17 protein-coding genes and 1 pseudogene are annotated in these 20,194 nt (G+C 39.8%); 8 read left to right on the forward strand and 10 right to left on the reverse strand.

Features of this window, described 5'->3' with window-relative positions; genetic code table 11:
* Positions 1 to 134: pseudogene (locus tag H5092_RS20765) on the forward strand (PQQ-dependent sugar dehydrogenase); the annotation flags it as partial.
* A gap of 136 nt (positions 135 to 270) precedes the next feature.
* Here the strand turns inward: H5092_RS20765 and H5092_RS20015 are convergent.
* From H5092_RS20015 to lrp, 7 genes are all read right to left on the reverse strand, one after another.
* Positions 271 to 1,119 carry a capsular polysaccharide synthesis protein gene (locus H5092_RS20015; protein ID WP_182734815.1) on the reverse strand — a complete coding sequence of 283 codons (849 nt, stop codon included), beginning with the start codon at positions 1,117 to 1,119 and terminating at the stop codon, positions 271 to 273.
* A 334-nt stretch (positions 1,120 to 1,453) separates the two neighbouring features.
* Positions 1,454 to 2,758 (reverse strand): serine--tRNA ligase, encoded by a 1,305-nt coding sequence (gene serS, locus H5092_RS20020; protein WP_182696490.1) that lies wholly within the window; start codon positions 2,756 to 2,758, stop codon positions 1,454 to 1,456.
* Positions 2,759 to 2,767: 9 nt separating this feature from the next.
* A complete protein-coding gene (crcB, locus tag H5092_RS20025) occupies positions 2,768 to 3,148 on the reverse strand; it encodes a fluoride efflux transporter CrcB (protein ID WP_021032117.1) in 381 nt (126 codons plus the stop codon).
* Positions 3,141 to 4,484, reverse strand: coding sequence for a replication-associated recombination protein A (locus H5092_RS20030; protein ID WP_182734817.1), 1,344 nt, complete (start codon positions 4,482 to 4,484; stop codon positions 3,141 to 3,143). The genes crcB and H5092_RS20030 overlap by 8 nt, the downstream gene beginning before the upstream one ends.
* On the reverse strand, positions 4,477 to 5,103 hold the full coding sequence (gene lolA / locus H5092_RS20035) for an outer membrane lipoprotein chaperone LolA (protein ID WP_138489158.1): 627 nt from the start codon (positions 5,101 to 5,103) through the stop codon (positions 4,477 to 4,479). The genes H5092_RS20030 and lolA overlap by 8 nt, the downstream gene beginning before the upstream one ends.
* Complete coding sequence (locus H5092_RS20040) at positions 5,100 to 7,598, reverse strand: DNA translocase FtsK (RefSeq protein ID WP_024595504.1); 2,499 nt, start codon at positions 7,596 to 7,598, stop codon at positions 5,100 to 5,102. Before H5092_RS20040 ends, lolA begins: the two co-directional genes overlap by 4 nt.
* 173 nt (positions 7,599 to 7,771) lie before the next feature.
* Positions 7,772 to 8,251: a leucine-responsive transcriptional regulator Lrp gene (gene lrp / locus H5092_RS20045; RefSeq protein ID WP_007582985.1), complete on the reverse strand. Its 480-nt coding sequence runs from the start codon at positions 8,249 to 8,251 to the stop codon at positions 7,772 to 7,774.
* 142 nt (positions 8,252 to 8,393) lie between these two features.
* Here lrp and ald point away from each other — a divergent pair, with 142 nt between their 5' ends.
* Positions 8,394 to 9,515, forward strand: coding sequence for an alanine dehydrogenase (gene ald, locus H5092_RS20050; RefSeq protein ID WP_002962982.1), 1,122 nt, complete (start codon positions 8,394 to 8,396; stop codon positions 9,513 to 9,515).
* Positions 9,516 to 9,633: 118 nt separating this feature from the next.
* On the opposite strand, the gene pssA is transcribed toward ald, so the two are convergent.
* Entirely contained in the window at positions 9,634 to 10,959 is a 1,326-nt protein-coding gene (gene pssA, locus H5092_RS20055) for a CDP-diacylglycerol--serine O-phosphatidyltransferase (RefSeq protein ID WP_182716403.1), read from the reverse strand.
* 287 nt (positions 10,960 to 11,246) lie between these two features.
* Between pssA and trxB the strand changes: the two genes are divergently transcribed.
* From trxB to infA, 4 genes are all read left to right on the forward strand, one after another.
* Positions 11,247 to 12,197, forward strand: a complete 951-nt coding sequence (gene trxB, locus H5092_RS20060) for a thioredoxin-disulfide reductase (RefSeq protein ID WP_165723628.1) — start codon at positions 11,247 to 11,249, stop codon at positions 12,195 to 12,197.
* Positions 12,198 to 12,294: 97 nt separating this feature from the next.
* The gene (aat, locus tag H5092_RS20065; RefSeq protein ID WP_182734819.1) at positions 12,295 to 13,011 is read left to right on the forward strand and encodes a leucyl/phenylalanyl-tRNA--protein transferase; all 717 of its coding nucleotides are present in this window, start codon (positions 12,295 to 12,297) and stop codon (positions 13,009 to 13,011) included.
* Positions 13,004 to 13,708, forward strand: coding sequence for an arginyltransferase (locus H5092_RS20070; protein WP_182734823.1), 705 nt, complete (start codon positions 13,004 to 13,006; stop codon positions 13,706 to 13,708). The genes aat and H5092_RS20070 overlap by 8 nt, the downstream gene beginning before the upstream one ends.
* Before the next feature lie 90 nt (positions 13,709 to 13,798).
* Positions 13,799 to 14,017 carry a translation initiation factor IF-1 gene (gene infA, locus H5092_RS20075; protein WP_002962494.1) on the forward strand — a complete coding sequence of 73 codons (219 nt, stop codon included), beginning with the start codon at positions 13,799 to 13,801 and terminating at the stop codon, positions 14,015 to 14,017.
* 214 nt (positions 14,018 to 14,231) lie between these two features.
* On the opposite strand, the gene clpA is transcribed toward infA, so the two are convergent.
* A complete protein-coding gene (clpA, locus tag H5092_RS20080) occupies positions 14,232 to 16,493 on the reverse strand; it encodes an ATP-dependent Clp protease ATP-binding subunit ClpA (RefSeq protein WP_024595509.1) in 2,262 nt (753 codons plus the stop codon).
* A gap of 93 nt (positions 16,494 to 16,586) precedes the next feature.
* On the reverse strand, positions 16,587 to 16,895 hold the full coding sequence (clpS, locus tag H5092_RS20085) for an ATP-dependent Clp protease adapter ClpS (RefSeq protein WP_002962498.1): 309 nt from the start codon (positions 16,893 to 16,895) through the stop codon (positions 16,587 to 16,589).
* 208 nt (positions 16,896 to 17,103) lie between these two features.
* Here clpS and cspD point away from each other — a divergent pair, with 208 nt between their 5' ends.
* Together cspD and H5092_RS20095 are read left to right on the forward strand one after the other, a co-directional pair.
* On the forward strand, positions 17,104 to 17,322 hold the full coding sequence (gene cspD / locus H5092_RS20090; RefSeq protein ID WP_002962500.1) for a cold shock domain-containing protein CspD: 219 nt from the start codon (positions 17,104 to 17,106) through the stop codon (positions 17,320 to 17,322).
* 511 nt (positions 17,323 to 17,833) lie between these two features.
* Positions 17,834 to 20,056: an NADP-dependent isocitrate dehydrogenase gene (locus tag H5092_RS20095; RefSeq protein WP_182734821.1), complete on the forward strand. Its 2,223-nt coding sequence runs from the start codon at positions 17,834 to 17,836 to the stop codon at positions 20,054 to 20,056.
* Positions 20,057 to 20,194: the final 138 nt, after the last annotated feature.

A 20,194-nucleotide genomic window follows, 5' to 3' on the forward strand; every position in this document is an offset into this window, starting at 1 on the left:
GTGAATTTACGCAGTCTCACGTGTTTCCCAAGGCCGCAGGCAGGTTAAGAGATGTGCTTATAACTGATAAAGGTAACGTCGCGGTATTAACAGACGGTAAAGAGGCAAAGCTAATGTTGATGACATCAAATTAATTTACATGAAATAACCAATAATAAAAGCTAAAGATAAAAAGAAAGGCCTGACCCCATTCTTATAGAAATAGGCTACTGCCTGAACAAAATAAGTGGTCAATATTGGTTGACCTCTAAAATTTGATCTTAATTATTTTTAATACTTTATTTTTCCTTCTAGTAATTCATATAAAAGAGTCCCTTTTCTATATTTTTCAATATCATACTTCCAAGTTAGCTTGAATATAGGATGCTTATCTATTTTCAATTCTTCAATTACACCTTCATCGACTGCGCTAAAAAAGCCTAACCTTTGAATTTTATGAGGTTTATCTGCACTCACTTTTTTCATTTCTGACCAGATGTAATTACATCTATTATCAGTACTTACTAGATTTTCAAAAATATAATGAAAAATAAAATAGGGATATACTTTAAATACTTTGGATACAAGAGGGTGAAGCCAATACTTTGTCGTTGTTGTTTTTCTGTTTAAAATTTTAGATAAATATTTAATAATTAACATTTGAATTTTATTAGGCTTTTTAAAGTTACTCTTCACTAAATATAAATAAAATTTATTATATAATTCAACTGATAGGGGGTTAGCCTTTGTCGATAAAATAAACCAACTAGACATAACTCTATCTTTCCCTGGATTACTGTAAACAAAAAAACCTAGTTTACTGGCTTCCTCAATCCACGAATTTAAAGGTAGCATGCAATAAGTCGTCGCGTCAGCCCATACTCCACCAAAGTTTTTTAATAATGAAACTCGCACTAAATCAGATTGAAGGGCCAACCCTAAATATTGAAAGCTTGTATCCTTTAAATCAAAATCAAGATAGCTTTGTAGGTTTGTCGAATCTAATAAAACAACTTCCCATGTAGGATTTTTCTCCTTCCATGAAGCAATACATTTTTTGACTAGATAAGGTGCGTTTTCAAGCCCTTGATACCACAACATCCATATCTTTTTTGGGACAGTTTCTGATTTTACTTCCATGACATTGCCTTAACCCTAATAAAAATATAACTTGTAGAAACATCTTTCTACAACTTTGAGTTTCCTAAATTTAATTAGTCTTTTTGACCAACACCTAATAATTTATGTATTTAGCTTACATTAATGTCGGCATAATAGTAAATAAGGAAATAATTACAATTTCTAATTATTACGCTAACAAAAACTAAACATTAATCTTTATCTAATTAAGAGTTTTTATTGATGGATAATAACCCTCATTTTAATGTTATTAAAAAAGCCGCTGTTTATTACAAACAGCGGCTTTCGTATTAAGATTTACAAGCTTAAAACTTGCTTAACTTAAACTTGATTTTTATTGTTTACCAATCACTTCAAGTCCACCCATATATGGGCGTAATACTTCTGGTACTACTACCGTACCATCGGCTTGTTGGTAGTTTTCTAGTATGGCTACTAGTGTACGGCCAACGGCTAAGCCTGAACCATTTAGTGTATGTAGTAACTCTGGCTTTTTAACACCTTCACGACGAAAACGTGCTTGCATTCTACGCGCCTGAAAGTCAGCCATGTTTGAACATGATGAAATTTCGCGGTATGTATCCTGCGCAGGTAGCCATACTTCTAAATCGTATGTTTTAGCTGAACCAAAGCCCATGTCGCCCATACATAAAATTACTTTACGGTACGGAAGTTCAAGGGCTTGTAGTATTTGCTCTGCATGACCTGTTAACTCTTCAAGCGTTGCCATTGAGTCTTCTGGTTTTACAAGTTGTACAAGTTCAACTTTATCGAACTGGTGTTGACGAATTAAGCCACGTGTATCGCGACCATAACTGCCTGCTTCACTTCTGAAACACGGAGTGTGGGCAACTAATCGAATTGGTAAATCGCTTTCGTCGTAAATTTCGTCACGGGCACTGTTTGTAAGTGGTACTTCAGCTGTAGGAATTAAGCTAAAGCCGGCTTGTTGTTCGCCGTCATCGTTTACAAGGCCTAATGTGTGGAATAAATCGCCTGCAAATTTAGGTAATTGGCTGGTGCCATAAAGGCTTGCGCTATTTACTAGGTACGGTACATACATTTCTGTGTAGCCGTTTTTATCAGCGTGTGTATCTAGCATAAATTGCGTTAGTGCACGGTGCATACGCGCTACTTGGCCGCGCATTACAGCAAAGCGTGCGCCACTAATTTTAACGCCCATTTCAAAGTCTAAACCGTTTAGGTCTTGGCCTACATCAACGTGATCTTTAACTTCAAAATCGAATTTTTTAGGCGTGCCCCACGTTAAAATTTCAACGTTGTCGTCCTCGTCTTTACCCGCCGGTACTGACTCGTCTGGCAAGTTTGGAATTGCTAAAGCAATGTCGTTAATTGCGGCTAATACTTCATCTTGCTCTGTTTTAGCGGCATCTAGCTCACTGCCTAAGTTAGCTACTGCATCAAGTAGTGGCTGTGCGTCTTCGCCTTTAGCTTTGGCTTGACCAATTGCTTTTGCGCTTGCATTACGTTGACTTTGAAGTTCTTGCGTTTTTACTTGTAATGTTTTGCGTTTTTCTTCAAGTGCCGTTACCGTCGCTACATCGAGTTCGTAACCGCGCGCCGCTAAACGTGCTGCAGTTTGTTCGATGTCTTGACGTAAAAATTTAGAATCTAACATGTTAGTTTTTTAACCTTTTTGCATTACTAGCTGAAGGCCCAGCCAAGCCATAAAAATACACACCATCACGTTTAAGATGATATTGAGGGCCATTTTAATAAAGTGACCTTGTTGTAATAACAACAACGAGTCCATTGAGAATGTTGAAAAGGTGGTTAATGCACCTAAAAAGCCAATACCGATAAGGGTTTTGGCGGGGCTTGCGGTGATAATTTCTTTATCTATCAAACCGTACAAAATGCCCATTAACAATGAACCCAGAATATTAACCGTCAACGTGCCAAAAGGGAATCCCCTACCGAGGAGTTTTAGCATGCTTTCGCTAATAAAAAACCGTAAACACGCACCTGAGGCTCCGCCAAGGGCGATCATCATATAAAGTTTAATCATTTTCGTATCGTCTAAGTGGGCTTTGCGCATCGCGCTCTTTTAGGTAATCGAGTTTTTGTCTAATTTTTTGCTCAAGTCCGCGCTCGCTCGGTAAGTAATATTCTTTGCCGTCCATTTCTGGTGGTAAGTATTTTTCACCTGCGGCAAATGCGCCTTCTTCATTGTGCGCATAACGATACTCAGCGCCATACCCTAAGTCTTTCATTAAGTTAGTTGGGGCATTACGTAAATGCTCTGGTACTGGGTAACTTGGCTCGTTTTTGGCATCTGCTTTTGCTTGATTAAACGCCATATAAACTGCATTACTTTTAGGTGCGCTGGCTAAATACAGTGTGGCTTGTGCTATTGCACGCTCGCCCTCGCTTGGGCCAACACGTTGAAATATATCCCACGCGTTTAAAGCCACTTCCATCGCACGCGGATCGGCGTTACCAATGTCTTCTGTAGCTATGGCAAGTAAACGCCTTGCTACATACAAAGGGTCGCCACCACCGGCTAAAATTCGGCAATACCAATACAGTGCACCGTCGGGGGAGCTACCTCGTACTGATTTATGAAAGGCCGATATTAAATCGTAAAACTCATCTCCGCCTTTATCGTATTTAGCTAAATGCGTTGGTAACACTTGGCTAAGTACGTGCTCATCTACGTTGTATTGACCGTTTTGCTCGGACGTTAAGTCAACTGCTTGTTCAAGTAAATTAAGTACTTTACGCGCATCGCCGCCACTTGCTTGGCAAAGTGCCTTTTTAGCGTTGTCGGCAATAGTGATGTGTTTTTGGCTTAGCTGCTCGTCTTGTTTAAGTGCGCGCTCTATTACGGTGTATAAGTCGGTATCGGCAAGCGATTTTAAAACATACACGCGTGCACGCGACAATATAGCGTTGTTAAGGGCAAACGATGGGTTTTCTGTGGTTGCACCTACAAATATAAAGGTGCCGTCTTCTATGTGCGGTAAAAAGGCATCTTGTTGGGATTTATTAAAGCGATGAACTTCGTCAACAAACATAAGGGTGCGTTGGCCACGGCTTTCTAGGTTGTCCCGCGCTTGCGTTACGCTGTCGCGTATATCTTTTACGCCTGCAGTTACCGCCGACATTTGAATAAGTGAGGCATCAGCATGGTTGGCAATTATTTGCGCAAGTGTTGTTTTACCAACACCAGGCGGACCCCATAAAATTAAACTATGGCATCGCCCCGCGACAATGGCTTGATGCAGTGGTTTATCAGCACTTAATAAGTGCTGCTGACCAATGTATTCATCAAGCGTTGTAGGGCGCATACGCGCAGCAAGTGGGCGTACATCGGGCCCAAAATTAAAACCTAAATTACTCACCGTTACTCTGATCGTCTATTTCAACACCTTCAGGAGGCGTAAATTCAAAAGTGCTTTGATCAAGCGGCGTATTAACTTGGGCATTGTTAAACGTAAATGACGATAGCTGCCCTGAGTTGTCGGTAACCACTAGTTTAGCAAGCCCTTGCTCGTTACCCGCAAATGCTATATCAAGTTGTTCTACTTGGCTTTCTACGCCTTTATTTGGCGTTACGCTAAAGCCTGTACTTGTTGCAAGTACGCTGTATTTTTCCCACTGTGCTGGGTCTTTTGATGTCAGTAGCACAAATGGTGTTGAGTCGATTAGGCTGCTGGTTTTCATAATTGTTACTTGCTCAGCAAAGCTGTCGAAGTAATATGTTTTATCACCGTTTGATACAAATAACGTATCGTCTGGATTAGTTTGCTGCCAGCGAATCATCATAGGCTGTTGAAGCGCTATTGTGCCCTCGCCTTGCATAACTGCTTGGCCTTCTTTGTCTGTTACTTGTTGTGCAAACTGCGCTTTAAAGCTTTTTAAAGTGGCAAGTCTGTCTTGTAATGCTTGGCTGTCGTCAGCAAAGCTTGGTGCGGCAAGTACGCTGCCTAACACTAATAATAAGGCGTTAACTTTTTTCATGAATTTGCTCCATTAGGTACTAATACATCGCGAGCACCGTTATGACCTGGTGAACTCACGATACCCGATGTTTCCATTTGTTCTACTAAACGTGCTGCGCGGTTATAGCCAACACGTAATTTACGTTGCACTGACGATACCGATACTTTGCCGGTTTCAATTACAAACGACACAGCTTCGTCGTATAACGGATCAGATTCTTCATCTGCATTTTCGCTAGCTTCACCCGGTAATAAAATATCTTCAGTGGCATCGCCATTGAGTATTTCGTCAATGTAATTTGGTTTAGCACGTGCTTTCCAATCGTTTACTACGGCGTGTACTTCGTGGTCGTCTACAAACGCGCCATGCACACGCTCTGGTACGCTAGTGCCTGGCGGTAAATAAAGCATGTCGCCCATGCCTAGTAAGTTTTCTGCGCCTTGTTGGTCAAGTATTGTCCGTGAATCTATTTTGCTCGATACCTGAAACGCCATACGTGTTGGAATATTAGCTTTAATTAAGCCGGTAATTACATCAACTGACGGGCGCTGCGTAGCAAGCACTAAGTGAATCCCTGCCGCACGTGCTTTTTGAGCAATACGTGCAATAAGTTCTTCTACTTTTTTACCTACAATCATCATCATGTCGGCAAATTCGTCTATTACTACAACAATACTTGGTAATTTACCTAGCTCGTCGGGGCCTTCTTTCATGCCATCGGTGTCTTTAAATAATGGATCAAGAATTGGGTAACCCGCTTCATTGGCTTCAAGCACTTTTTGGTTGTAACCTTTTAAGTTACGCACACCCAATGCTGACATTAATTTATAACGACGTTCCATTTCGCCTACACACCAACGCAATGCGTTAGCAGCTTCTTTCATATCGGTAACTACTTCACACAATAAATGCGGAATGCCTTCGTATACTGAAAGCTCAAGCATTTTAGGGTCAATCATGATCATACGTACATCGTCAGGACCCGATTTGTAAAGCAAGCTTACTATCATGACATTAACGCCCACTGATTTACCTGAACCAGTTGTACCGGCTACCAATAAATGTGGCATTTTACCTAAGTCAGCACATACCGGCTGACCAGCAATGTCTTTACCAAGCACCATGGTAAGAGGCGACGGATTTTGCTCAAATTTAGGGGCGTTTATTACTTCTGATAAACGAACTATTTCACGGTGTTTATTTGGAAGCTCAATACCAACATAGGTTTTACCTGGGATAACTTCTACAACACGTACACTAATTGCCGAAAGCGAACGGGCTAAATCTTTAGCTAAGCCTGTAATTTTAGACACTTTAATACCTGGCGCTAAATCTAGCTCAAAACGCGTAACAACGGGGCCTGGGTATACCGCTACTACGGTTGCTTGTACGTTAAAGTCGAGAAGTTTTGTCTCTACTAGGCGTGATACGCTATCAAGCTCTTCTTGCGAAATTGGGTTTTTAGCTTTATCCGGTCTGTCGAGTAAATCGAGCGATGGTAATGGCCCTGGTGGTGGCTCTTGCGTTAATAATTGCTCAAACTTTTCTTTTGCTGTTGGTGGTGGTTGATATTGCGCTTTTGGTTTAGGCATTGGTCTTGCTGGCGATACCACCGTTGTAACTGGTTTTTCAGGCTCCACAACTGGGCTTTGATCAAGCGCATTTAATGCAGCAGCCGTGTCCATTGGTTCGTCGTCTATGGCGCTAAAGCCAATTTCTTGATCGAGTATATCGTCAAGTTCATCAAACGGCATAAAGTCATCACTGATTTGTGGTTCACTAAACGGTGTTTGAGGCTTATCTATCGCTTTTTGTTTATCTGCTTTTTTAGCTGATGTAGGCAGCTCTATCTGCTCTTTTATATCGTCTTCAAAATGGGCGTCTGCTTCATCGTTATTATTTACTTTACCTGCAGTATGTTCTCGGTGCATCCAGCCTTTTGCATACGATACAACATAGCGATAAAGCCTAACCATTAAATCGCCAAGGTAATCTACAAAATCAACCCACGATACTCCCGTCAATAAGGTAAGCCCTGCAAAAAAGAAACACAGCAATAATATAGATGTACCGGTAAAGTTAAACGCAGGCATCATGGCTGATGCAATAACATCGCCCACTACCCCACCCGATGAAAAGTTATAAATATCGTCGAAATTAATACTACTAATAGCGGTAGCTGAGGTAATAAATAAGGCAAAACCAATAACACGCAGCGCTAAGGTAGTGTAATCAAGCTGTAAAATGCGGTGAGGTTGTTTAAATAGCAAGTAGCCAAATAGCTGAATGGCCGCTGGCACTAAGTAAGCCAACCAACCAAAGGTGAGTAATAAAATGTCGGCTATCCATGCACCGGCTGCTCCTGTGATGTTGCTTACTTCGCTAAAACTAGTTTGCGACCATGCAGCATCTGCTGGATCAAAGCTGATCAAGGCACATAAAATAAATATTGCCGTAAAGGTACTGATAATCAGCCCTGTTTCTAATAGTCTTTGCACACCGTTTAGGCGCATAGTTCCCTATTCCTCTTTATTATTCTATTTTTATTCACACTTACTTAGCAGTGAAATACCTTAGCAGGAAATGCAATTTGTTGCACTTTATCTTAACCTTGATGGCCTGATTATGAACAAGTTTTTATAATTTGAGCTTATATAAGCAAATGACGCAGTTAATATAAATAACCTCAAGTAATATAAGGACGAATAATTACGCCTTCTTCACCTTTTACTTCTTCCATTACTACATAAGTTCGGCTTTCACTTACATTTGGCAGTTTCAATAGTATGTCGCCTAATACGCCACGGTATTCTGACATATCATTTACGCGCGTTTTAAGTAAAAAATCAAAATTACCCGATACTAAATGACATTCAATAATTTCTTCGTGCTTTTTAACCGCAGCACTAAACTCATCAAATACGTCGGGAGATGTTTTAGTAATCGTTACTTCTACGTACACAGATAAACCTTGCCCAAGCTTAGCGGGATCGACCACCGCTTTATAGCCAAGTATATAACCTTCTCGTTCTAGCTTTTTTACTCGCTCCAAGCAGGGCGTGGCGCTTAGGCCAACTCGTCTGGCCAGTTCTACGTTCGACAAGCGTCCATCGTGTTGTAATTCCATTAAAATTTTACGGTCAATTCTATCTAATAATTGATGCATAGTACCAACTAGTTTTTTATGCTGTTTATTTTTATTATCTAGATGATAACACTAGATTTGAGTTTAAAAAAGGTGAGACATACGGGCTTATGATGAATATAATAGTGGAAAATGTTAATCCGTTCTTAATAAGGCAAATGATATGATTATTGGTGTTCCTAAAGAAATTAAAAACCATGAATACCGTGTAGGTATGGTTCCTGCAAGTGTTCGTGAATTAGTAAACCACGGTCACCAAGTGATTGTAGAAACCGATGCAGGCATGGGCATTGGTTTTACTAACGAAGATTACACACAAGCGGGTGCTGAAATTTTAGCAACTGCTGCTGATGTTTTCGCTAAAGCAGACATGATTGTAAAAGTAAAAGAGCCGCAAGCTGTTGAACGTGCAATGCTACGTGAAGACCAAATTCTTTTCACTTACTTACACCTTGCACCTGATCTTCCACAAACTGAAGACCTTGTAAAAAGCAAAGCTATTTGTATTGCATACGAAACTGTAACTGACTCACGCGGTGGTTTACCGCTTCTTGCTCCTATGAGCGAAGTTGCTGGTCGTATGTCTATTCAAGCTGGTGCACAAGCGCTAGAAAAATCTAACCACGGTCGTGGCATGCTACTAGGTGGCGTACCTGGCGTTGAAGCTGCTAAAGTTGTTGTAATTGGCGGCGGCATGGTTGGTCGTAGCGCAGCGCAAATGGCTGTTGGTCTTGGTGCTGAAGTTGTCGTTCTTGATCGTAACATCGATGTGTTACGTGCACTAGACGCGCAATTTGGTAATAAAGTTAAAGCTATTTACTCAACTGCTGATGCACTAGAAAAACACGTACTAGAAGCTGATTTAGTAATCGGTGGTGTACTGATCCCTGGTGCAGCTGCACCTAAACTAGTAACTGCTGAGCACATTAAAGCAATGAAACCTGGTTCTGCAATTGTTGACGTTGCAATCGACCAAGGTGGCTGTATTGCTACTTCTAAAGCAACGACGCATGCTGATCCAACTTTCATCGTTGATGAAGTTGTTCACTACTGTGTTGCTAACATGCCAGGTGCTGTTCCACGCACATCTACGTTTGCACTTAACAATGCAACATTGCCATTCATCATTAACCTTGCAAACAAAGGTTATAAAAAGGCGCTACTAGATGACGCTCACTTCTTAAAAGGCTTAAACGTAATTAAAGGCCAAGTAACTTACAAAGAAGTAGCTGAAGCGTTCAACATGGAATATGTTGACCCACGTACAGCAGTAGAAAACGCATAATTTAGCGTTTTGTAGTTAGGTTGGTATTAAGTAATGTAGCAACCTAACTACAACCCATAAAAAAGCAGCTAATTAGCTGCTTTTTTTGTATTTAAATTTCAGGTTTATATAAACTTATTTAGATAAAACGCTTAATTATAAAATCTACTTTTACGCGCTTAGCTTGCCCTAGTAGTTTTTTAACTGGCTGCGGGTAATCATCCATTGTTTCTAAATCATCTGGGCCTGTTAAACGGCGGCAGTGTTGTAAAATTTCCTGCTTTTCGTTATCAATAGCATCCATAATTGTTTGCTCTGGATCTTCTATTAAAATACCGTTTTCGATATCAAGACCCCATGCACGCGGATTTAAGTTATGCCCACTCAGTAAATGTTTTGTTCTATCTGAACAAATACCTTTTAAATGAAACGAATTACTTTCATCTTTCCACAGATACACATTTAAATTACCGTTATCGATGTGGCGTTTTTGCGTTTTTACAAACTTATGCAAAATAGTTTCGTATAAATAAGGTAATGCCCCTATTTTACTAAAAGGCTCGCTTGGCGGTAAATAAAAGTCATTTGCTGTTTTATCCCCTACCACAATAGTCACTTGCTTGCCTTGCTTTAATAATCGGCGCAGTGATCGCATAAGTGGCGCCGGAAAATTAAAGTATGGCGTATACAACACAAGCTCTTGCTCTGTGGTATCAAATAACGCTTTTATTAAACGATTTAATTCGTTATTACGACGACCAAGCCCTAAAAACAAACGAATACCTAATGCTTGCGTATTTAGTTGCTCTGCTGCGTTGTAACTTGCGACTTTTAAGTCACGCATTAATTGCTTTTGATCAAGTTTGAAGTCGTGTAAACGCTTAAGCGGTCTTGTGTCTATGCGTGGCACAGCATCGGAGCTAATTAGCTTTGTCTCAATAAAATCAACCACTGAGTCACACAGCTCGCTCTGCGTTATTAAAAAGTAACGATCGAGTCTGTAACGCTCGTTATACTGCAAATACACATTGTTTAAGCTTGCGCCACTGTAAAGTAAGGTATCGTCAATGACAAAACCCTTTAAATGTAATACGCCAAATAATTCTTTAGCTTTTACAGGTACGCCATAAACTTGTACGTTCGATTTAAACTTTTCTAAATCGTCACAGTATAAACTTGCGTTACCATCAGACTTCTCTGCACCAATTAAACCACGTTGCGCACGATGAAAATCCACCAGCACTTTTACATCAAGCGCAGGGTTCTCTAATGATACTCGATGCAGGGCTTCTAAAATCTCGCGGCCTGCTTCGTCATCCTGTAAATAAAGCGCTGTGATATAAATTCGTTTTTTTGCATTAGCTATCAAACGTAGCAATTGCGTTCGGTAATCTTGCGCATTGGTTAAGACGTTAACGTCTTTTGAAGTCAACCCGAATGCGGGTTTTTCCTGCCAAAATAACATAGTTGCCTATTCGCTTAGGTCACATAATCTATCAGTGACAAATAAAATTAGGTAAAACATAACAAAAAAAATCAAAGGGGTCATGAATTAACGCTGTTTTGTTGCCTGTTAGTCTATTTATTGAGCTACTTAGGTGTTTTAACTGTAAAAGTACTGAGCTCTAGTACACAATACTGCACAGCTTTTCGATTTGCGAAAAAAAATAATCGCGGATTTTGTTTACATCCGCCTTGATTTTCTTAGAATCGAGCGCATTAAAGACCGTATTAAACGTTTAGGAAAAAATAATGACTGAAGCAAAACATTGTAAGCTACTAATTTTAGGCTCTGGCCCAGCTGGTTATACTGCCGCAGTATATGCAGCACGTGCAAATTTAAACCCTGTTTTAATTACAGGCATTCAACAAGGTGGCCAATTAACAACCACGACTGAAGTTGAAAACTGGCCTGGTGATGCACACGGGTTAACGGGCCCTGCATTAATGGATCGTATGAAAGAGCACGCTGAGCGCTTTGAAACTGAAATCATATTCGATCACATCAATAAAGTAGATGTATCTAAGCGCCCTTTCACACTAACTGGCGACCAAGGTACTTACACATGTGATGCGTTAATCATTGCAACAGGTGCTTCTGCTAAATACTTAGGCTTAGAGTCTGAAACTAATTTCCAAGGCCGTGGCGTTTCAGCCTGTGCTACATGTGATGGCTTTTTCTATAAAGGTCAGAAAGTAGCGGTTGTTGGTGGTGGTAATACAGCGGTTGAAGAAGCGCTATACTTATCTAACATTGCTGACGAAGTACATGTTATTCACCGCCGTGATAGTTTCCGTAGTGAAAAAATACTTGCAGACCGCCTTGCTGAAAAAGCAGCTAACGGTAACGTTGTTTTACATTACAACCGTACGCTTGACGAAGTATTAGGCGACCAAATGGGCGTAACTGGCATTCGTATTAAAGATGCACACTCTGATGCAACAGAAGAGCTAGATTTAGCAGGCGTATTTATCGCTATTGGTCATAAGCCAAATACAGATATGTTTGTTGGTCAACTAGAAATGAAAGATGGCTACTTAGTTGTAGAGTCTGGATTGAATGGTAACGCAACTCAAACAAGTGTAGAAGGCGTTTTTGCTGCAGGTGATGTGTCTGACCACATTTACCGTCAAGCAATCACATCAGCGGGTACAGGCTGTATGGCTGCCCTTGATGCAGAACGTTTCTTAGATAATTTATAAGCAATTAAATAAATTATAATAGGGCTGATTATTCAGCCCTTTTTTTATGTCTAAAATATAGTTACACTTTTACGATCAATTATAAAATAAGTACTGTATGAGAAATCAGCTATACCAATTAAGTGAAAACGATATAGCATTCCCCAATCCGGAATACGCATTAGAATCCCCTGATGGCTTGTTAGCAATTGGCGGAGATTTAAGTTTACCTCGCCTAAGTAATGCCTACAAAAGCGGAATATTCCCTTGGTTTAGCGAAGATGAGCCTATTATGTGGTGGTCGCCGAGCGAACGCGGGATTTTTGAACTGGATGATTTTCATATAAGTAAGAGCCTGCGTAAACATTTAAAAAAGCACCCTGTAAAAGTAACCATTAATAATGCCTTTGAGGAGGTAATAGAAGCTTGTCGCGATCAACGCCTTGATACCGATGGCACTTGGATCACCTCTGACATGCTCAACGCTTATGTTAATGCACACAATGCTGGCATTGCCCATAGCTTAGAAGTGTGGAGCAACGGAGAGCTTGCAGGTGGCTTATACGGTATTATGCAAAATGGTGTTTTTTGTGGTGAGTCGATGTTTCATCATCAAACCAATTGCTCCAAGCTTGCTATGTGGGCACTGGTAAATTGGCTTAAACGTCATAATGCGCATTTTATTGATTGCCAGTTAGAAAACCCTTATTTAATGACCTTAGGTGCACAAGTAATCCCCCGCTCAACATTTTTGACTAAACTAAAAGCTGCACATAACTATATTATTAATCCTATTATGTGGGAGTCACAAGAACTTGACGCAATCTATGAATGAGCAACTTCCTGCACGTGTTGGTTTAACCCAAGAATTTGACTGTAGTTATTTACCCAACAGACAAGAGCAACTTTTAGTTATTCTAGATCCTAGTTGCTACAGTACAGACAAATTTGAGTCATTATTAGGCTTAGGGTTTCGTCGCAGTGGTAACCAAATATATCGTCCACACTGCCCAATATGCAGTGCATGTAATTCTGTACGTGTATTAGCACAAGACTTTATCCCTTCAAAATCGCAAAAACGTAAACTAAACAAAGCAAAAAACCAGTTTGAAGTAAAATACTCGATGCAAGAACGCCCTGAGTATTATCCGCTCTATAGTAAATACATAACGATGCGCCATCAGGATGGAAGTATGTATCCTCCTGAAAAAGAACAGTTTCAAAGCTTTTTACTTTGCAGTTGGCTCAAAATCACATTTATTGAACTATGGCACCAAGATACTTTAGTCGCAGTTGCCGTAACTGATTGTATGAACAGCTCTATTTCTGCAATTTATACTTTTTTTGACCCCGACTTTGAACACTATAGTTTAGGCTCTGTGATGATATTAGAGCAGCTTAAATTTGCAAAAGAGCAAAATAAGCAATACGTGTACTTAGGCTATCAAATTGATGAATGCGATAAAATGAAGTACAAAACTCAGTTTTTACCAGCTCAAAAACAGCTCAATGATGAGTGGGTGGCTATTTAATTTGCAAATATAGCCCCTGCGCCTTTACTTATTGGAGTATTTTGGGCAAAATCTGCAGCGTTTAACTATTAAAGAGGTGTTACGCTAAACATGGCGAAAGAAGACGTAATCGAAATGCAAGGGACAGTCCTTGATACTTTACCAAATACAATGTTCCGAGTTGAGCTAGAAAATGGTCACGTAGTTGTGGCTCACATTTCAGGCAAAATGCGCAAAAACTATATCCGTATTTTAACCGGCGATAAAGTAACGGTAGAAATGACTCCTTACGATTTATCAAAGGGTCGTATCGTATTCCGTGCTCGCTAAGTAAGTGCGTAAACGAGATTTAGTTTTTGGCTAGTGCTTTACTAGCTTTAAGCGTTTATTAAATGTAATTGATAGACATTGACTAGCAATTACATTTAATAAACAAAAAACCCAGTTTTTACTGGGTTTTTTGTTGCCTATAAAAATGGCAAAAAAATGGCCCGCTATTATTTAGCGGGCCATTTTTATTTAACTTAGTTGTGTAATTAACGTTTTACGCTGGCGTTAAATTGCTCTCGTAATCAAAGCGGATCTTCTTGTCTTTAACCGATACTTTAACTGTACCGCCATCAACAAGTTCACCAAACAGTATTTCATTAGCTAATTGCTTTTTAAGCTCTTCTTGAATAACACGTGCCATTGGTCGTGCACCCATAGCCTTGTCATAACCTTTATCTGCGAGCCATTCACGCGCTTTAGGCGTAAGCTCAAGATTAACCGATTTTTTATCAAGCTGGGCTTGCAGTTCCACAATAAACTTATCAACCACCAGTAAAATAACTTCACGTTCAAGGTGGTTAAACCAAATAATGTTATCTAAACGGTTTCTAAATTCTGGCGAGAAAACTTTATTAATTTCGCCCATTGCATCGTGCGTGTGATCTTGCTCAGTAAAACCAATCGACTTACGCGTAGTTTCTTGTACGCCCGCATTGGTAGTCATTACAACCACTACATTTCTAAAATCAGCTTTACGACCGTTATTATCGGTTAACGTACCGTGATCCATAACTTGTAGTAAAATATTGTAAATATCTGGATGCGCTTTTTCAATCTCATCTAAAAGCACTACCGCATGTGGGTTTTTAATAACCGCCTCGGTTAATAACCCGCCTTGCTCAAAACCAACATATCCTGGTGGAGCACCAATTAGTCGGCTGATTGCGTGGCGCTCTACATACTCAGACATATCAAAACGAATAAACTCAACACCCATACATTTAGCAAGTTGCTTAGTTACTTCTGTTTTACCAACACCTGTTGGGCCTGCAAACAAGAACGAACCCACTGGTTTTTCTTCGCTTGATAAACCCGAGCGAGATAAACGAATAGCCGATGTAAGTGCATCAATAGATTGATCTTGTCCAAACACAAGCATTTTAAGATTACGATCTAGATTTTTAAGCGTCTCTTTATCTGTTGAAGACACATTTTGTGGTGGAATACGTGCCATCTTCGATATTATTAGCTCTATATCAGCCACACCAATGGTTTTTTTACGTTTAGAACTAGGCTGTAAACGTTGGTTAGCTCCCGCTTCATCAATTACATCAATTGCTTTATCTGGCAAGTGGCGCTCATTAATGTATTTAGCACTAAGTTCAGCAGCTGCTTTTAATGCTTTTTGAGTGTAGCGAATACCATGGTGCTCTTCGTAACGCTCTTTTAATCCATTTAAAATTTTAGTGGTATCAGCAACACTTGGTTCAAGTACATCAATTTTTTGAAAACGGCGTACTAATGCACGGTCTTTCTCAAAAATATTTTTATACTCATTGTAAGTGGTTGAACCCATACAACGTAACTTACCACTTGAAAGAAGTGGTTTAAGTAAGTTTGAAGCGTCCATAACGCCACCAGACGCTGCGCCAGCACCTATTATGGTATGTATTTCATCAATAAATAAAATAGACCCAGGTTGTGCCTGAAGCTCTTTTAATAAGCTTTTAAAGCGCTTTTCAAAATCGCCACGGTATTTAGTACCTGCAAGCAATGCCCCCATATCTAGTGAGTACACAACTGCATCTGCAATTACTTCTGGTACTTGCTCGTTCACAATACGGTACGCTAAACCTTCAGCAATGGCGGTTTTACCAACGCCCGCTTCACCAACAAGTAATGGGTTATTCTTTTTACGACGACACAATACTTGTACCGTGCGCTCTACTTCGCTGTCGCGCCCAATCAGTGGGTCAATATTACCTTCACGAGCCTGAGCGTTTAAGTTAGTTGTAAAGCTGTCTAGCTTACTTGCTTCTTCGTTTTGAACTTCTTGCACTTCTTCATGTATATCATCGCTGTCGTCGCCTAGTTCATCATCCGCTTTTGAAATGCCGTGCGAAATAAAGTTAACAATATCTAAGCGCGATACATCATGCTTTTTAAGTAAATAAACAGCTTGGCTCTCTTGCTCAGAAAAAATAGCAACCAGCACATTGACACCCGTCACTTCGTTTTTTCCTGACGATTGCACATGAAACACAGCACGTTGTAATACACGCTGAAAACCAAGCGTTGGCTGAGTTTCACGCTCTTCTTCTAAATCTGGGATGACGGGTGTTGTTTCGTCAATAAATTCTAATAATTCGGTTTTTAAGCCTGAAAGATTAACACCACACGCGTTTAAGGCTTCTCCTGCAGAAGGATTATCTAATAGCGCAAGTAAAAGGTGCTCTACGGTCATAAACTCATGACGGCGAGTGCGCGCTTCACGAAACGCGGCATTTAAAGTGAGTTCTAAGTCTTTGTTTAGCATTGGCAACCCCTTACTGAGATAATAATTTATACCACAACAATCGGATGTTTGATCACCCTAATTGGTATTTATACCAATTGTATTAAATTGATATTATTCCTGCTCACAACTACAAAGCAGTGGATGCTCGTTATCCCGTGAGTAACGGTTAACTTGTTCAACTTTGGTGTGGGCAACATCGGCGCTGTAAACACCGCAAATACCCTTACCTTTTTCATGAACCTGAAGCATCACATCGGTTGCTCTATCGCTATCCATATTAAAAAACGTCGTTAAAACTTCAATTACGAAGTCCATCGGCGTGTAGTCGTCGTTATTTAAAACAACTTTATATTTTCGCGGCGGCTGTAGCTTTTGCTTTTCACTGTCGCGAACTGTGTCGATAACACCTGAATCTTTCATACCACTCATAATTAAATATAGTCTTGTCTTTGTAACTCAAGCAAACTTGAATAAAAAATAAATAAAATGTTAAAAAATAACTCAAAACACTTGACTGGTTGGCTAAATAAACTACAGTCAAACATAGATTGATTAAACCTTAGTCAGTCTAGCAAATTATACGGTTTAGAATAACTAAATTAGTCAACTTATTGAAGGATGTAGAAGTATGGCTTGTGGTAAAGTTAAATGGTTCAACAACGCCAAAGGTTTTGGTTTCATCGTAGAAGACGGCTGCGAGAATGATATCTTCGCTCATTACTCAACAATTGTAATGGACGGCTATAAAACGCTTAAAGCTGGTCAAGATGTAACATTCGAATTAGAACAAGGGCCTAAAGGCCTACACGCTAAAAATATTGCCCCAGATGGTGACATTATTGAGTGACGATTGTTTTGTTCGACTAAAGCGAGCGACCTTTTAAGATCCTCGCTTAATTCCTTAAGCATACTAACTTATCTCTTCTTCTCTTATTTATTGCCTCTTTTCATTCAAATTCAACCCTTTTCCTTGAATTTATTTTATATACCCCAATGTTCTAAGAGTTGATTGTTTAACTGCTTATTGGGCATGCTCAAACTCTAGCCCTTTTTATTTAAGCTTGTTACACTCTTGGTGCTAAAAATTGCGCATAACACCTTATCGCCTCTTTTATATGTACTAGGCTAAAGGCTGATTTATTTTTGTTAATTTTTTAGCTATAAATACGATTCCAGTTCGTCAGGTGTGACTATTCTGCTTTTATAAAAGAGCAACGCTGAGTACCAACACCTAACAAACTACTCATTACGAGCGTACGTGTTTATTAACTTGTTTAATAATATGTACTCACTCATAAGTAATGATTTTCTTTGCATTGTTGAATAAGACCTTATCGGTCGACTATCTAGGAATGATGATGACATCAAAAATTATCTATACAAAAACGGACGAAGCTCCGGCACTAGCAACTTATTCGTTGCTACCGATCATCCAAGCATATACAAATGCGGCCGGTGTTGAAGTTGAAACTCGCGACATATCATTAGCAGGTCGTGTAATTGCTAGCTTCCCTGATTATTTAACAGAAGAACAACGCATTGGTGATGCACTTGCTGAACTTGGCGAGCTTGCTAAAACACCAGAAGCAAACATCATCAAATTACCAAACATCAGTGCATCTGTACCACAGCTTCGCGCTGTAATTAAAGAGCTTCAAGCAAAAGGTTACGCTCTTCCAGAATACCCTGTGGAACTTAAAAATGATGAAGAAAAAGCAATTCAAGCGGCTTACGACAAAATTAAAGGCAGTGCAGTAAACCCTGTACTACGTGAAGGTAACTCAGATCGTCGCGCGCCAGGCTCTGTAAAAGAATATGCACGTAACAACCCACATTCAATGGGTGCGTGGAGCAAAGATTCTCAGTCTTACGTTGCAAGTATGAGCGAAGGCGATTTCTTCGGTTCAGAAAAATCAGTAACTGTTGATACAGCCACTGATGTGCGTATTGAACATGTTGCAACTAACGGTGACGTTACTGTTCTTAAACAAAGCACACCTCTTTTAGCTGGCGAAGTTATTGATGCATCAAGCATTAGCGCTTCTAAGCTTCAAGCTTTCTTAGCTGCAGAAATTGACGCTGCTAAAGAGAAAGGTGTTTTGTTCTCGCTTCACATGAAAGCGACAATGATGAAAGTATCTGATCCAATCATCTTCGGTCACGCTGTTAAAGTATTCTACAAAGATGTATTTGCTAAACACGGTGAGCTTTTTGAAGAGCTAGGTGTGGATGTAAATAATGGTTTAGGCGACGTATATTCTAAAATCCAAACATTAGACGATGCTAAGCGCGAAGAAATTGAAGCAGATATTCAAGCTGTTTACTCTAACCGCCCTGCTATTGCTATGGTTGATTCTGACCGTGGTATTACAAACTTACACGTACCAAGTGACGTGATCATCGATGCATCTATGCCTGCAGCAATCCGTTCAAGCGGTCAAATGTGGAATAACGATGGTAAATTACAAGACACTAGCTTTGTAATTCCTGATCGCTGTTACTCAAGTGTTTACCAAGCAACTATCGATTTTTGTAAAGAAAATGGTGCGTTTGATCCAACAACAATGGGTAGCGTTCCAAACGTTGGCCTTATGGCTCAAAAAGCTGAAGAATACGGTTCACACGACAAAACATTTGAAGCAAAAGCGGACGGTTCTATCCGTGTTGTTGATGCAAATGGTAATACATTACTTGAGCACAGTGTTGAGCAAGGCGATATCTGGCGTATGTGTCAGGTTAAAGACGCACCAATTCAAGATTGGGTTAAGCTTGCAGTAAATCGTGCACGCGCAACAGGCGTTCCAGCTATTTTCTGGTTAGACGAAAACCGTGCACATGATGCGCAGCTAATCAAAAAAGTAAATAAATACCTACCAGATCACGATACAGCTGGCCTAGATATTCAAATTTTAGCACCGCTTGAAGCAACATTGTTCTCATTAGCGCGCATTAAAGAAGGTAAAGACACGATTTCTGTAACAGGTAACGTACTACGTGATTACCTTACAGATTTATTCCCAATTTTAGAATTGGGTACAAGTGCTAAAATGCTTTCAATTGTTCCACTTATGAACGGTGGTGGCTTATTTGAAACTGGCGCGGGTGGTTCTGCACCTAAGCATGTTCAACAATTCGAAAAAGAAAACCACTTACGTTGGGATTCTTTAGGTGAATTTTTAGCACTTGCTGCATCACTTGAGCACTTAAGCGTAACTGCTGGTAACAACAAGGCACAAGTACTTGCTGATACCCTAGATAAAGCAACAGGTACGTTCCTTGCTGAAAACAAATCGCCGTCACGTAAAGTGAAAGAAATTGATAACCGTGGTTCTCATTTCTTCCTATCTTTATTCTGGGCACAAGAACTTGCTAAGCAAAATGATGACAGTGAACTTAAAGCACAGTTTACTCAAATCGCTAGTGACCTTGAGTCTAATAAAGAGCAAATCGTAAGTGAACTTAACGATGCGCAAGGCCCTGCAGTTGATTTAGGCGGTTACTTCCAGCCTAACGATGATGCAGCCTTTAAAGCAATGCGTCCAAGCACTACATTTAACGATATTCTTGCTAAATTAGTATAAATATCGGTTTAAATTTAAAAGCCGCTTACTTGCAAAAGTAAGCGGCTTTTTTATGTCTAAACTTTACAAAAAAAGGCCGCTATATATAAAATAGCGGCCTTTGAATAATTAAATTTATTTATTTAATTATTCAATTAT

Origin of the sequence: Pseudoalteromonas sp. SR41-7 (genome assembly GCF_014163935.1) — a bacterium.
Lineage (GTDB): Bacteria > Pseudomonadota > Gammaproteobacteria > Enterobacterales > Alteromonadaceae > Pseudoalteromonas > Pseudoalteromonas distincta.